Origin of the sequence: Streptomyces sp. T12, from assembly GCF_028736035.1 — a bacterium.
GTDB lineage: Bacteria > Actinomycetota > Actinomycetes > Streptomycetales > Streptomycetaceae > Streptomyces.
In genome coordinates this window covers 9817548-9831830 of sequence record NZ_CP117866.1, presented here as the reverse complement: position 1 = coordinate 9831830, position 14283 = coordinate 9817548, and the positions used below count along the sequence as shown (strand labels likewise).

The window sequence follows — 14283 nt, the reverse complement described above, 5'->3', positions numbered from 1 at the left end:
GCTCAGCCCTCGATCCGGATGGCCTGCAACGGACACACGTCGGCGGCCTCCTCGACCTCGTCGCGCAGTGCGTCGTCGGGGTCGGAGACGTAGAGCAGGTGCCCGGTGTCGTCCATGGAGAAGACGTCCGGGGCCGCGAAGACGCACTGGCCGTGGTCCTGGCACTTGTTCATGTCGACGACGACCTTCATGGCCGGTCCTCCTGAAGGTGCGGGAACGAAGGGGGAGGCAAAGGGGTGCGGTGATCACAGGGGAGACCGCACCCCGAACTCGTTTGGCTTCAAACAAGATAGGTAGACCCCACCCTCTGGTCAATACCTATCCGGATGGATAAATTCTTGGCCTCACCCCCTTGCGGGAGAGTCACCCTCTCCATACCGTTTGGCTTCAAATGACTGCCGGACCGACGGTCCGGAAGATGTCCCCACAGCCGCCCGAGGAGACAACGGTGAGCGCTCAAGACCTGTCAGAAGTCCGCCGCCACATGGAGCGGCTCACCGCCGACGGCATCGACGTGGTGCGGGTGACGTATCCCGACCTGATCGGCACGGACCGGGCCCGGGACGTGCTGGTCGAGGCGCTGCCCCGGGCCGTGGAACACGGCCTCGCCTTCTGCCGTGCCGTCTACCACACCAGTCCCCAGGGTGACGTGGTCCCGGTCGGCGGCGGCCTCGACGCCGGCCTGCCGGACATCTGCGTACGGCCGGACCTGTCCACCCTGACCAGGCTCCCCTGGGAGCCCGGCGTCGCCGCCTGTCTCGCCGACGTCGTCGACCCGGCCACCGGGGTTCCGGCCCCCGAGTCACCGCGCGATCTGCTGCGCTCGGTCCTCGGCCGGTGCGAGGAGAACGGACTGAGCCCGATCGTCGGACCCGAGCTGGAGTACTTCCTGTGCGACCCGGATCCGGCGGGCGGCTGGCAGCGCTACGGCGCCGACCCCGGCGTCGTCTACACGGCCGGCCTGCGCGCCGACCCCGACAACCACCTGCTGCGCACCCTTCGGCACGTCCACGGCCTGGGCCTCGGCGTGGTGAGCGGGAACCACGAGTTCGACGGCGGACAGTTCGAGATCAACCTGCTCCACTCCGAAGCCCTCTCGGCCGCCGACCGGGCGTTCCGCTTCAAGGCCGCGATCAAGGAGCTGGCCCGGCGTGAGGGCAGGCTCGCCACCTTCATGGCGAAACCCTTCAACGACGCCGGCGGCTCCGGCTTCCACCTGCACCTCTCCTGCACCGGCCCCGACGGCCGCAACACCTTCGACGACCCCAACGGCACCCACGGCCTGTCGGCCACCGCCCGGCACGCGATCGCGGGCGTACTGGCCCACGCACCCGCCCTGGCGGCACTGCTCAACCCGACGGTGAACTCCTACAAGCGCTTCGGCCCCGACACGCTCGCCCCCTGGCTGATCGACTGGGGCCTGGACAACCGGAGCACGATGGTCCGCGTCCCGCCCGAGCGGGGCTCCGGCGCCCGGCTGGAACTGCGCCTCGGGGACGCGAGCGCCAACCCCTACCTGGCCGTCGCCGCCACCGCCGCCGCCGCGCTCCTGGGCGTCCTCGCCGGAGAGGAACCCCCCGCCCCTCTGGAGGGCTACGGCTACGACCCCGCCAAGGCGGCCGTGCTGCCGATGGACCTGCCCACCGCGCTCGACGCCCTGGAGGCCGACACCGACCTGGCCGGGCTGCTCGGGAAGGACTTCACCACCTCCTACCTCACCTACAAGCGCAACGAGGTCGAACGCTTCCAACGGCACGTCACCGACTGGGAGTTCAACGAGTACGCCTACCACCTGTGACGCCGAGGAGCCCGACCATGACCACCCCGACCCACCTCTCCGCCGCCGATGTGCGCGAGCCGCTGCCGCTGGCGCAGGTCGATCTCGCCGACCTGGACAACTTCACCGACGGGATCACCCCCTGGCGGATGTTCCACACGCTGCGCCACGAGGACCCGGTGCACTGGCAGCCCGAGCAGGCCCCCAACTCCGGCTTCTGGGCGGTGACCCGGCACGCGGACATCGCACGTGTCGACCGGGACGCCGAGACTTTCACCTCCACCAAGTTCGTGAACCTGGAAGAGGTGGACGAGGACCAGATCCGCAAACGCGCCTCGATCCTGGAGCTGGACGGCGTCCGCCACCGAGCCCTGCGCAGCGTCATCCAGCGCCAGTTCGGCGCCGGGGTCATCAACAGCTACACCGACTTCCTGCGCGGCCTGACCGCCAGGACCCTGGACGCGGCCCTGGCGAAGGGCACGTTCGACTTCGTCAAGGAGGTCTCCGCGGACTTCCCCATCAACGTGCTGGCCCGGCTCCTCGACGTACCGCCCGAGGACAACCAACAGCTCATCGACTGGGGCAACCGGATCATCGGCAACACCGACCCCGACTACGCCGACGTGCTCCTGCACAGCGCCGAGAGCGAGAAGTACCGCGATCTGCCCTTCCGCTCCCCCGCCTCGCTGGAGGTCTTCGAGTACGGCCGGGAGCTGGCCCGGCAGCGGCGCGGCGGCGACGGCACCGACCTGGTGTCCAAGCTCGTCAACACCACCCCCCGCGACGGCATCCCGCTGTCCGCGCAGGACTTCGACAACTACTTCCTGCTCCTGGTGGTGGCCGGCAACGAGACCACCCGGCACACCATCTCCCACTCCATGCTGGCCCTCCTCCAGCACCCCGAGCAACTGGCCCGCCTCAAGGACGACCCCTCTCTGATCCCCACGGCGGTCGAGGAGTTCCTGCGCTGGGCCTCCCCCGTCTACCACTTCCGCCGCACCGCGACCCAGGACGTCGAACTCGGGGGCAAGCGGATCAAGGAGGGCGACAAGGTCGTCATGTGGTATGCCTCCGGCAACCGCGACGAGGAGGTCTTCGGCAACCCGTACGACTTCGACGTGGCCCGCCGGAGCAACGACCACGTCACCTTCGGCAAGGGCAGCCCCCACCTGTGCCTGGGCAACCTGCTCGCTCGCACCGAGATCCGCATCATGTTCGAGGAACTGATCCCGCGGATCGCCGACATCCGCCTGGCCGGCGACGTGCCGCGCGTCCGCTCGAACTTCGTCAACGGCATCAAGAAGCTGCCGGTCGAGGTCACGCTCGCCTGACGGCACGCTCGAGCCACCGGCCGGGCCGACGACGGTCCTGGGCCGGGTACCCCGGCACACCGTGCGGGTATCCGGCCGACACCCCTCGCCGCCGGGTCCTCCCGGGCCCCGGAATCCATGCGCCACAGGTCGATGATGCGCCGGGCCCCCTCGTCCGCATCCTGCCGGAAGGCCTGCTGCCACACCTCCGGCGGCGTCAGCGTGTCGTCGCCCGGAGGCTGCCGTCGACGCGAGGGGCATCTCGCCGTAGTGCGGCGGCCAGGCCGCGATCAGCGACCCAGCCGTCGTTCGGCACGAACGCGCTCCACACCACCAGCCGCCGCATCCGGGCCGCGTGCTTCGGCACCGCGCTGGTCAGGAGGTAGCCGCCCCCGCCGCGGTCGACCAGGGGAACGTCCGACAGCCCGGCCCTCTGGCACTGCGCTGGAAGTGCCGCGCTGTGCCGTCCGTCGGCTGCGGCACCGTCACGGCCAATCGCGACGCTGGTCGCCGTGATCTGGCGCCTGATCCTGGCCCGCAGCGAGCAGGGCATGGTCAACTCCCTGCTGAACGCCGTGAGTTTCGGCAACTGGGGCGCCTTCAGATCCCCGGTGAGCTGTACGAGGCCGCCGAGCTGGACCGCGCGAACCGCCGGCAGCAGTTCCGGCATGTCACCCTGCCCGGCATCCGCGGCACGCCGGTCTTCGTCGCGCTGCTGACATCAGTGATGTCCTTCCGGATCTTCGACCAGGTGCACATCCTCATCCACGACGGAGGCCTGGCCGAGGACGCCACCCGCACGGTGATGTACCAGGCCGTCACCACCGCCTTCGACCAGAACAACATCGGTCAGGCGTCCGCGATCACCGTCGCCTTCTTCCTGATCGTCTTCTTCCTGATCGTCTTCTTCCTGATCGTCTTCTTCCTGATCGTCCTCGTCCTGACGATCGTCCAGCGCCACGTCGTCCGGCCCGAGAACGAGGACTGACATCCATGGCCATGACCCGCACCCCCGTCCGCCGCGTCCTCGACTACACCGTCCTGAGCGTCCTGGCGTTCGTCTTCGTCCTGCCCGTCCTCCATCTCTTCCTGGGCAGCCTCAAGCCGTCCGACGAGGTCCTGAACGGACTGTCCGGTTTTCTGCCCACCCGTCTGCCGTTCGACAACTACTCCGCCGTGCTCGACAGTCTGAACTCCGACAGCACCGGCTGCTTCTGGCAGTTCATGGGCGTCTCGGTGCTGCTGGCGTTCGTGGTGGTGACGGGCGGACTGTTCGTCAACTCGATGGCGGCTTACGGCCTGTCGCGGCTGAAGTGGCGCGGCCGGGAAGCCGTCTTCACCCTCGTCCTGCTGCTGATGCTGATCCCGTTCGAGTCGGTGGCCGTCCCGCTCTTCCACATGTTCAACGGCCGGCGCAACACGTTCTTCCGGAGGATCCCGGAGAGCATCGAGGAAGCCGCCCGGCTGGACGGCGCCAGACCCTGGCGCACCTTCTTCGCGATCATCGTCCCGATGTCGAAGCCGGTGTTCGCCTCGGTCGCGATCCTCACCTTCCTCATCCAGTGGGGCTCCTTCCTGTGGCCGGTCCTGATGGTGTCCGACCCCTCGGTGCGCCCCCTCCCCCTGGAGATCAGCGTCTTTCAGGGCCAGCAGCCCCCCCGACCGGGGCCAGATCCTCGCCTTCGGCGTCCTGCTCGTCCTGCCCGTCCTGATGGTCTTCGCCTTCTTCCAGCGCTGGCTCGTCCAAGGCGTGGCCAGCTCCGCCGTCCAGGGCTGAGAGCAGGGGGAGCCGGCCCTCGCCCCTCGCCGCCTACGCCGGCTTTGCCGGGACGGCGGCCTTGTCGTGACGCGCGCCCGTTTCGGCGGCTGAAGCCGCGCTGAGAGCAACCTGTCAATGAGCACAGCATATTTCCCGCATACGGGGTGACCGCCGCCCAATCGGGACAGGCGCGGAGGCCCGCGCGTTGAGCTGTCAACAATATTGCTGATAGTTCTCTCATCCAGCGCGCGCGTGTTCTGGACGCCGCCGCCCGCAGAGTCGGCGCAACGTCCCCCCACCCTTGTCTTCAGGGAGTGTTCATGAGCAAGCAGAGAACAAGTCGGGCCCGTAACCGACGGACTTGGCGAGTCATAGCCGGCGTGGCCGCCGGTGCGGTCCTCGTCGGGGGCGGGTTCGTGGCGGCCAACGCCGCGACGACCACCGGCGACGCACAGAAGTCGGCTACGGGTGTGCACTACCCGGTCAACAAGAAGGCCAACGGCGTCGCGGCCGTGGTCAGCGCGGCCAACACGTTCTTGAACACGCTGGACTCCGACCAGCAGGCGGAGACACTGCTGGACTTCAGCCAGGAGAACGCGACCGCCTGGTCGAACCTGCCGTGCGGCGGGTCCTGCCGGCCCGGCATCCAGACCGGCTCGCTGAGCGAGGTGCAGCTGGCCGCCCTGAAGAACGTGCTGAAGGTGGCCCTGGGGACCGGCAAGGACACCGGCTACGAGCACGTCCTGCAGACCCTCCTGGCCGACGACCAGCTGGCCGCGGCGGAGAGCTCCGGCTCCGGGCCTGCCGCGCCGACGGCCAGCGCATCGAGCGACGCCTCGGCGGACCCGAGCACCACGCCCAGTGACGCCCCGACGGGAGCCCCGCCGTCCGGCGGCACAGGCGGCGGCGCGGGCGGCGGGTACGGCAGCGACATCTACTTCCTGGCGTTCCTGGGCACCCCGTCGGTCGACGGCACCTGGCAGCTGCACTTCGGCGGCCACCACCTCGCCGTGAACATCACCTACAAGGACGGCAAGGTCTCCGGCGCAAGCCCGTTCTTCACCGGCGTGGAGCCCACCAGCTGGACCGCGGACGACGGCACCACCTACGCGCCGCTGGCGAACTTCCGCGACGGCCTGCTGAAGCTGACCAGCAGCCTGAGCACCGAGCAGCTGGCCACCGCCAAGCTGTCCGAGTCGTTCAGCGACGTGCTGCTCGGCCCGGGCGAGGACGGCCAGTTCCCGGAGACCAAGGAGGGCATCAGGGCCAGCGAGCTGTCGCCCAAGCAGCAGAAGCTGGTCCTGGCGGCGATCCACCCCTGGGTCGCGGGCGTGGACGACGCCACCGCGAAGAAGCTCATGAAGACGTACGCGCGTGAGCTGAACCAGACCTACGTCGGATACTCCGGCGGTACGGGCCTGGACACCCAGGGCGACTACGTCCGCATCGACGGCCCGAGCGTGTGGATCGAGTTCGTCTGCCAGAACGGCTTCGTCTACCGGGACAAGGTCCACTACCACACCGTGTACCGGGACCACACCCGCGACTACGGCAGCGAGTTCTCCTTCTCATGACCGGACCGCGAAACTGGCTGACCACAGCACTGCGTCTGGTGGCCGGGATCGCGATCGCGGTACCGGCGGCGCTCCTCCTCGGGGCGTCGCCGGCCGCCGCGCATCCGATGCCGCACTCCGTGGTGGAACTCGATGTGTACCAGGCGTCGGTGAGCGCACGGCTGGAACTGCCGACCGACGACTTCTCCCGGGCCAGCGGGATCGACCTGAGCGACACCACCGAGGCCACGTTGTCCAAAAGGGCCAAGGCCATCCGGACCTACCTCGGCCGGCACATCCACCCGGCCACCACCGAGGGCAGAGCCTGGCAGATCAGCGTCGGCGACCTGAGCCTCAGCAGCACCGAGCAGACCTCCACCGGCCCCTACCGCGAGCTGATCGCCGAGGCCGTGCTCACCCCGCCGACCGGCGCCGACGTACGGCACTTCACCTTCGACTACGACGTCATCGTGCATCAAGTCATCACACACACAGCCCTGGTGACGGTACGTCAGGACTGGGTCGCCGGGCAGGTCGACGACGCGGGCGCCACCCAGGTCGGCACCATCCGGGTCGACACCCGGACCATGAAGGTCCCGGCCCTGAAGGTCGACCTCGGCGAAGGCAGCGCCTGGCGCGGCTTCCTCGCCATGGTGAAGCTGGGCGGCGACCACATCCTCACCGGCACCGACCATCTGCTCTTCCTGCTGATCCTGCTCCTGCCCGCGCCGCTCGCGGCCACCGCAGGACGGTGGAGCGGGCTGGTGGGCGCGCGGTCCGCGCTCGCCCGGATCGGCCGCATCACGCTCGCCTTCACCGTCGGGCACTCCGTCGCGCTGGCCGCGACCGCGCTCGGCCGCCTGGACATCCCGGGCTGGCCGGTCGAGGCGTTCATCGCGCTGAGTATCCTCATCGGCGCCGTCCACGCGATCCGCCCGCTGTTCCCCGGCCGTGAGGCACTCGTGGCCGGGGTCTTCGGGCTCGGTCACGGCATGGCGTTCTCCTTCGTCCTGGCCGAGATGCACCTGTCCACCGGACAGCTCGTGACCAGTCTTCTCGGCTTCAACCTCGGCATCGAGCTGGTCCAGCTCCTGCTGGTCTGCCTGGCACTGCCCTCGCTGCTGGTCCTCGCCCGCCTGCGCATCCAGCCCATGCTGCGACTGGTCGGCGCCCTGCTCACCGGCACGGCGGCGCTCGGCTGGCTGGCCGACCGCCTCGGTCTGCCCAACCCCATCGCCCGGGCAGCCGACAGCGCCGGATCCCACACCACGCCGATGCTTGCCGCCCTCACGGTGACAGCACTCGCCGCCACCGCCTGGACCCTGGCCACACGTCGGCACGCACGGCCCGGAACGGCCGAGCCACCGGCGGCGACAGGTGAGCCGCACGATCAGGACGAGTCGGTGGACACCGCCGACTCGGCGACGGCACAGAGTCGTTGAGGGGCTCGGGCCGGTGATCATGTGGTGGCGCCGTAGAGCGGGGGTGTCGTGCGCAGCTGCAGGTCGGCCCCCTGGCGGCCGCGGCCCGTCGACACCTCGGGCTGTTCAGGACACCGGCGCGGCCGGTGTCCTGTCATCGGCACAAGGCGCCGTTTCGACCCGGTTCCGCCGACCCGGTGGCCGGTTCCTTCCGATGCCGGTGCCGTCACAAGGGAAATCTTCAGCAACGGCTGCTGCCCCGACACCCGTCCCCGCACACACTTGTGCACGGGCGAAGCAGCACGGTCACCGGACATCTCACGAATTCAGCAGACGGTTGAGAAGCGCAGGGCAGTGGTCATGGGACTCACCGCGGCAGCCGCCCTTTTCGAGGAACATCGTCTCGGCGGTGGTGAAGCGGGTGCCACCGCCGATCTCCAGCAGGCCGCCGTCACCGCTGTGCGACATCACGCCGAACCCACGGGGTGCGAACGACCGACGGCCTGGGTTCGAACCCGGCCGGTTCCTGCCCGGTGATGTCCTGCCGGCTGCCGCCGTCCGCGTAGGTGCCGTAGCCGGAGTCGCCGGTGAGGGTGACGGTGGAGTTGATCGCGGTCAGCAGCGAGTTGCGGACGGAGTCCATGGACAGCACTCCCCAGGACTCCGAGGAGATACGGGAGTTGAAGTAGGTGGCCGTGGTGTTGGCGCCGAGGACGTTGGTCGCGCGGACGTTGTCCGCCAGGCCGAGCATCCAGGGCACCGTCATCATGTTCGCGCCGAAGCCCGGCTCGTGGTCGTCGGGCAGCACTCCCTCGCGGGTGCGGATGCCGGAGTTCTTGACGATCACGTTTGCGCCGTCACGGGCGATGACGCCGGTGCGCACCACGCCCCGGTTGTCGATGTCCGCGCCGTCCACGACCAGCCGGGTGCCGTCTCCCGCACCGGTGACGGCCGCGCCGTAACTGGCGAAATCCAGGCGGCCGTTGCCTTCGAAGGCGATCCGGTGGGCCTCCAGGGTGTACGAGGCGCCGCCCGCGAGGAAGAACCCGTTGAACGCCTCGCTGGTGGGGGGGCAGGGAGACGCGCCTCGCGTACGCGTCGGTGAGGCGGCCGCCCCGCACGCCGGAGAGCACGGAGTTCTCGGTGACGACGCCGTCGGCACCGACATACACACCCTGACGCAGGTGGAAGGTGGCACCGGCGAAGGACTCCAGTACTCCATCGCTGTCGATCGCCGTACGGATCGCCTCGACCACCGGGTCGGGCCCGGACGGGACGTTGCGTGCAGCCGGCACGTGACCTCCTCTCCATGTCTCCCCCACGCGGACGCCCTGCGGGCGGGCCTGGCCGGCACGACACCCGGCTGCGTCTGGGCCGACATCAACACCGCGTCACCCGCGTTGAAGCGACGCCTCGACAGGACCGCCGGGGACGCCGGCATCGCCTTCGCCGACGTGTCCTTGATGGCGACCGTGCCCGGGAAAGGGTTGTACACGCCGATGCTCGTCTCCGGGACGGGGGCCGGTCGCTACGCCGAACTGCTCGGTCCCCTCCGCCTGAACGTGGACGTCCTCGACGGGCCGGCCGGCCTGGCGGCCGAACGCAAGCTGCCGCGCAGCGTGTTCTACAAGGGCCTGGCGGCCGCCGTCGTCGAGGCACTGGACGCGGCCCGGGCCGCGGGCTGCGAGGACTGGCTGCCGGAGATCATCGCCGAGGAGCTCACCCGCGCGGACCCCGCCACCCTGAGCAGGCTCGTCGAGGGCAGCCACCGGCACGCCGTACGCCGGACCGCCGAGATGCAGGCCGCCGCGGACATGCTCGGTGACCTCGGTGTGCCCCCTTTGATGGCCACGGCCGACAGGGATCTGCTGCATCGGCTGTCTCGCGGTTGCGCCACAGGTGGACCTCGGTAACAGGGCAGCACTCGTCTTCAGGACGAGGTTCTCACCCGCATCCCGGTCCAATAGTCCGACTCCACCGATGTCCGGGTGTCACCCACGGCTCCGGCCCCAAGCAGATCGAGCCGTACGGGCTCGTCGCGGTCGCAGCGCAGGGTGCCGTCGACGACCCGTGCGACGGCGACCTGGAGGGAGGAACGGCGGGTCGCGTAGGTGCCGTCGTCGTCGGTGACAGGGGCGACGCGCCCCGGGTGGGTGAAGTAGAAGACGTACGCCGTCCCGCCCTGGACGACCACGTCGGCGTGGAGGCCGATGGTCCCGTCGTCGGGGCGGCTGCCGGGCTTGTCGAGGATCAGTCCCCGGTGTTCCCAGGTGGTCAGGTCGTCGGACCTCAGCACGCCCTGGCCTCGCCACTCGTCGACGAGCATCCAGTAGTGGCCGCCGAGCTCGAAGACGTTGGGGCCCTCGTGCGGGCGATGGCCCACCGCCAGGCCGGTGGGCCGCCAGTGGTACAGGTCGGGACTGTCGGCGGCGCAGGTCAGCGAGCCGTGGGTGTCATCCTTGAACCACATGCGCCAGCCGCCGTCCGGCAGCGGGAACACACAGGCGTCGATGACCCGGTCGGAGCCGAGGTCCAGGGCCCCGTGATGGGTCCAGTCGATCAGGTCGGGGCTGGTGTAGTGGCGAATGGAGGCGGCGCCGTTCCAGTCGTCGCGTATGCCTTGGATGTAGCTGACGTACATGTGGTACAGCCCGTCGTGCCAGACGATCTCCGGCGCCCAGAAGGTGTTGCGGCCCCATTCGGTCTCCAGGCCGGTCAGGGTGCCCCGGTAGTTCCAGGTGCGGCCGCCGTCCGCGGACGCGGCCACACCCAGGTCGGTGCCGTAGACCCAGGAGACGCCTGGGCCGGGGGCGGTGGTGCGGCGGTTGGTGTACACGAGCCACCATTCGCCGGTCCGGCGGTTCCAGATGGCCGTGGGGTCGGCGGCCCCGTCGTAGATCGGGTCGCGGAAGAGTGGCGCGTCGGCCAGGGGGTGCACGGGGTTCTCCCTTGTTCGTGCTCGTGGTTCGTGCTCGTGCGGCGCGGCGCGGCGCGGCGCGGCGGGTTCAGCCTCCCGTCGACTCCCGGACCACCAGGGCGAAGTCGCCGATGTGGTCCTGATGCCGCGTCGAGGGTTCGGTCTGCTCGATGCGGCGGATCAGGAGGTCGACCGCGCGCTCGGCCATGCCGTCGTGATCCGGGTCCACGGTGGAGAGGGAAGGGATGAAGAACTCGCTCTCCGAGACGTTGTCGAAGCCGATCACCTTGACCTGCTCGGGCACCCGGATCCCGACGTCGGCCAGGCCCCGCAGCACGCCCATGGCCAGGGAGTCGGTGATGCAGAACACTCCGTCGAAGTCGAGCCCGCGCTCCGTCATCTCCCGGGCGCGCTGCGCACCTTCGCGCATGCCGAGCCGGTCCACCTGCTGGATCAGGGCGCGGTCCACGGGAAGGCCCGCACTCTCGAGCGCCTGCCGGTAGCCGGTGAGGCGGAAGCTGGAGGTGTCGACCTCCTTCAGCGCCCCGCACAGGAACGCGATGCGCCGGCAGCCCCGCTCGATCAGATGGCTGGTGGCCGCCCGGGCCGCTTCCAGGTTGGGCATGGCGACGTGGTCGACGGGTCCGCCGAAGATCCGGTCGCCCAGGACGACCACCGGGTGCTCCACCTTGAGCCGCTCGGCGTCGGCCTGGCTCATACCGGCGGCGGTGAGGATGAGCCCGTCGTAGAGGTGGTTGCGGGACAGGGAGAGCGCGTCCAGCTCGTTCTCCCGGGAAGCGGTCTGCTCGATGCTCACCCGGAGGTCGCGCCGTTCGGCGGCGTCGATGATGCCGGCCGCGAGCCGTCCGTAGTAGGGACTGTTGACCTCGGGCACGGCGAGACCGATGATCCCGGTGCGGCCCTTGCGCAGGTTGCGGGCGGCGACGTTGACCCGGTAGTCGAGCCGCGCCATCGCCTGAAGGACCTTCTCGCGCGTCGACGGGCGGACGTTCGGATGATCGTTGATGACGTTCGACACGGTCATCGGCGAGACTCCGGCCGCCTTCGCCACGTCCTGGATCGTTACCACGCTCGCCCCTGGTCTGCGGTCTCGGTACCCGCTCGCATGCTATGCCGCGCGTCCGTGCGCAGGACGGTGAAAGAGTACGGCGGGACGGCACAGAGCGTGCCGGTCAGCCGGTCGTGGACGGGGGCGGCCGGGGCGGGCCCGAACCGGCTGGCGGCGCCCGGGGCAACAGTGAGAGTCGTGCGGGCGTAACCGGTCTCGACGCCCTCCGCCCCGGACATGCGCAGCCGGACCGGGACGGAGTGGGAAGTGGTGTTCACGATCTTGACGATCACATCGCCCGCGTCACTGTCACGGACGGCCGAGACCGCGAACACCTCCGGGTCCGGCCGGACGTCCTCGACGTCGTGCAGCAGCTCACCGTCGCGGAAACAGCGCACGCGCAGGCCGTCCACCTCCACCCGCAGGTCGTACCAGCGACCGCTCTCCACGCCTTCGAGGACCCGCTCGCCGAGGTCCTCCCCCACGTCGTCTTCGACCCGTTGGAGCCAGGTCGCCCGGTTGCCCCAGCCGCCGAGCCGCCACTGGTACCGGCGCTCGGACGTCGTGCCGGTGAAGGAGAGGACGAACCCCTCGGCTCCGTCCCCCTTCCTGGCTCGCACGGAGAAGGCGTACGACGTTCCGCGCACCGCGTCCATGAGCACCGGTCCAGCACCGGTACCGGCCAGTGACCCGCCCGTCAGGTCCCATGTGCCCGACTCTGTCCGCCAGTTGCGGAAGTCGGGGGCCGGTACGAGTTCACCGCCGACCGGCCCGCACAGGACGTCGGTGAACTCGGCGTGGGTGTCGGATCCGGTACCGACGCGGATGTCGTGCCGGTCGCTCACCTGGACGGCCGGAGCTTCGGGCGCTCCGGTGACCGTGACGGGCAGGGCGGTGTCGCCCGAGTTCAGCGAATGCATCTGCTGGACGTGGTAGTTGAGGGTGGTCCAGACGTGCGTGTTGTCGAAGTAGATCAGGTCGGGCAGCCACTGGGTGTGGTCGCGCTTGGCGAGCAGCGGGGCGTAGGAGGCCATCCGGACGGCGTCGCCGTTGCGCTCCATGCCGATCATGTAGAGGGCCTCGGCGAGGGCGCCGCGGCCGTCGTTGCACCAACTGCCGTACTCGCCGATGTACAGGTGCGGGCCCTCGCGGTCCATGGTGTCGAAGCGCCGGCTGTTCTCCAGGAGCCAGCGCGGCGATTTGTAGGAGTGCTCGTCGACGACGGCCAGGTTCCGCTCGCGGGCGAACGCCCAGCCCTTCTCCCAGTCCTCGCCGAAGGTGGCCGGGCCGAGGGTGCCGATGACCGTGATCTCGGGGTGGTGCTCGCGCAGGGCGTCGTGGATGCGGGAGAAGCGGTCGCGGAAGGTGTCGGTGATGGTGTCCTCGTTGCCGACGCCCAGGTATTCGAGGCCGAAGGGTTCGGGGTGTCCGGCGGCGGCGCGCAGGGCGCCCCAGGGCGAGTCGGCGGGGCCGTTGGCCCACTCCACCAGCGCCAGCACCTCGGCCACGTAGTCGTCCATCTGCTCCTCGGGGAGGCCGGCCTGGCCCGTGACGTCGCTGTTCTGGCAGCAGACCCCGGCCGGGACGACGGGCACCGGCTTGGCGTCGATGTCCTCGCAGAACTGGAAGTACTCGTAGTAGCCGAGGCCCATCGACTGGTGGTAGTGCCAGATGTTGAACTGCTGCCGGCGCTCGTGCAGCGGCCCGACGGTCTGGGACCAGCGGTACATGTTGCCGAGCCCCTGACCATGGGCCAGGCAACCGCCGGGAAAACGCAGGAACTTGGGCTTCAGGTCGGCGATGGCCTGCGCGAGGTCGGCGCGCAGGCCGTTCGGCCGGTCCTTGAAGGTCTTCCGCGGGAAGAGCGAGATCAGGTCCAGGTGGACGGTGCCGGGCCCGGTCGCCGTGAGGGTGAGGCGAGCGTCGGGGTCGGTGACTTCAGAGGTGATGACCGCCGCGCGGCGCCTCCAGGAGCCGTCCAGCGGACCCAACTCCGCCTGCCCGTGGATGCGTTCGCCGTTCCGGCTCTCGATCCGCGCGACCAGCCGGCCGACGGTGTCCGCGCCCTCGGCCAGGCGGGCGAAGAGACTGACGTCGTACGCCTCCCCCGCCCGGACCGGGATGCCGTCGAACCCCTCGTTGCGCAGGCCCGCACCCTCGATGGTGGTGCTGGTGAGTACCGCGTGGTGCGGGTTGGCGGGGTGCAGCGGGTCGTCGGTGGCGACCGTGAGTGATCCGGCGGCGCCGTCCCGCTCCAGCAGCTCCCAGGCGGTGAGGGAGTGCCACTCGGGCCGGTCGGCCGGGCCGTACTCGAAGGACCTGTTCTGCACCAGCTCGGCGTAGAGGCCGCCGTCCGCCGCGTAATTGAGGTCCTCGAAGAACGCGCCGAACAGATCGGTGGAGATGGCCGTGCCCGGAGTCCGGGTGTCCACCTCCACGACCGTCTCGACAGGGGGGCTGGCGTCGGGCACGGAGAT

General features: G+C 69.8%; 14 protein-coding genes. 7 read left to right on the top strand and 7 right to left on the bottom strand.

Features of this window, described 5'->3' with window-relative positions; genetic code table 11:
* Positions 1 to 2 precede the first annotated feature (2 nt).
* Positions 3 to 191, bottom strand: a complete 189-nt coding sequence (locus PBV52_RS44070) for a ferredoxin (protein WP_274246944.1) — start codon at positions 189 to 191, stop codon at positions 3 to 5.
* Between the two features lie 257 nt (positions 192 to 448).
* On the opposite strand from PBV52_RS44070, the gene PBV52_RS44065 reads away from it, so the two are divergent.
* Entirely contained in the window at positions 449 to 1798 is a 1350-nt protein-coding gene (locus PBV52_RS44065; protein ID WP_274246942.1) for a glutamine synthetase family protein, read from the top strand.
* A 17-nt stretch (positions 1799 to 1815) separates the two neighbouring features.
* Positions 1816 to 3108 carry a cytochrome P450 gene (locus PBV52_RS44060; RefSeq protein ID WP_274246940.1) on the top strand — a complete coding sequence of 431 codons (1293 nt, stop codon included), beginning with the start codon at positions 1816 to 1818 and terminating at the stop codon, positions 3106 to 3108.
* Between the two features lie 196 nt (positions 3109 to 3304).
* On the opposite strand, the gene PBV52_RS44055 is transcribed toward PBV52_RS44060, so the two are convergent.
* Positions 3305 to 3757 carry a hypothetical protein gene (locus tag PBV52_RS44055; RefSeq protein ID WP_274250032.1) on the bottom strand — a complete coding sequence of 151 codons (453 nt, stop codon included), beginning with the start codon at positions 3755 to 3757 and terminating at the stop codon, positions 3305 to 3307.
* On the opposite strand from PBV52_RS44055, the gene PBV52_RS44050 reads away from it, so the two are divergent.
* The 4 genes from PBV52_RS44050 (at position 3677) to PBV52_RS44035 (ending at position 7841) form a co-directional block, all read left to right on the top strand.
* Entirely contained in the window at positions 3677 to 4075 is a 399-nt protein-coding gene (locus tag PBV52_RS44050; RefSeq protein ID WP_274249945.1) for a carbohydrate ABC transporter permease, read from the top strand. The genes PBV52_RS44055 and PBV52_RS44050 overlap by 81 nt on opposite strands.
* Positions 4076 to 4080: 5 nt before the next feature.
* Positions 4081 to 4968, top strand: a complete 888-nt coding sequence (locus PBV52_RS44045) for a carbohydrate ABC transporter permease (RefSeq protein WP_274246939.1) — start codon at positions 4081 to 4083, stop codon at positions 4966 to 4968.
* 198 nt (positions 4969 to 5166) lie between these two features.
* Positions 5167 to 6420: a DUF3500 domain-containing protein gene (locus PBV52_RS44040; RefSeq protein ID WP_274246937.1), complete on the top strand. Its 1254-nt coding sequence runs from the start codon at positions 5167 to 5169 to the stop codon at positions 6418 to 6420.
* Positions 6417 to 7841 carry a HupE/UreJ family protein gene (locus tag PBV52_RS44035; protein ID WP_274246935.1) on the top strand — a complete coding sequence of 475 codons (1425 nt, stop codon included), beginning with the start codon at positions 6417 to 6419 and terminating at the stop codon, positions 7839 to 7841. Before PBV52_RS44040 ends, PBV52_RS44035 begins: the two co-directional genes overlap by 4 nt.
* A gap of 297 nt (positions 7842 to 8138) precedes the next feature.
* Here the strand turns inward: PBV52_RS44035 and PBV52_RS44030 are convergent, their stop codons facing one another.
* Together PBV52_RS44030 and PBV52_RS44025 are read right to left on the bottom strand one after the other, a co-directional pair.
* Complete coding sequence (locus PBV52_RS44030) at positions 8139 to 8288, bottom strand: hypothetical protein (RefSeq protein ID WP_274246934.1); 150 nt, start codon at positions 8286 to 8288, stop codon at positions 8139 to 8141.
* On the bottom strand, positions 8272 to 8988 hold the full coding sequence (locus PBV52_RS44025; protein WP_274246932.1) for a hypothetical protein: 717 nt from the start codon (positions 8986 to 8988) through the stop codon (positions 8272 to 8274). The genes PBV52_RS44030 and PBV52_RS44025 overlap by 17 nt, the downstream gene beginning before the upstream one ends.
* A gap of 127 nt (positions 8989 to 9115) precedes the next feature.
* On the opposite strand from PBV52_RS44025, the gene PBV52_RS44020 reads away from it, so the two are divergent.
* On the top strand, positions 9116 to 9733 hold the full coding sequence (locus PBV52_RS44020) for an NAD(P)-dependent oxidoreductase (protein ID WP_274246930.1): 618 nt from the start codon (positions 9116 to 9118) through the stop codon (positions 9731 to 9733).
* Between the two features lie 17 nt (positions 9734 to 9750).
* Here the strand turns inward: PBV52_RS44020 and PBV52_RS44015 are convergent, their stop codons facing one another.
* From PBV52_RS44015 to PBV52_RS44005, 3 genes are all read right to left on the bottom strand, one after another.
* Positions 9751 to 10758 carry a glycosyl hydrolase gene (locus tag PBV52_RS44015; protein WP_274246928.1) on the bottom strand — a complete coding sequence of 336 codons (1008 nt, stop codon included), beginning with the start codon at positions 10756 to 10758 and terminating at the stop codon, positions 9751 to 9753.
* Positions 10759 to 10825: 67 nt separating this feature from the next.
* Positions 10826 to 11827 (bottom strand): LacI family DNA-binding transcriptional regulator, encoded by a 1002-nt coding sequence (locus PBV52_RS44010; RefSeq protein ID WP_274246926.1) that lies wholly within the window; start codon positions 11825 to 11827, stop codon positions 10826 to 10828.
* Complete coding sequence (locus PBV52_RS44005; RefSeq protein WP_274246924.1) at positions 11821 to 14277, bottom strand: alpha-L-arabinofuranosidase C-terminal domain-containing protein; 2457 nt, start codon at positions 14275 to 14277, stop codon at positions 11821 to 11823. Before PBV52_RS44005 ends, PBV52_RS44010 begins: the two co-directional genes overlap by 7 nt.
* Positions 14278 to 14283: the final 6 nt, after the last annotated feature.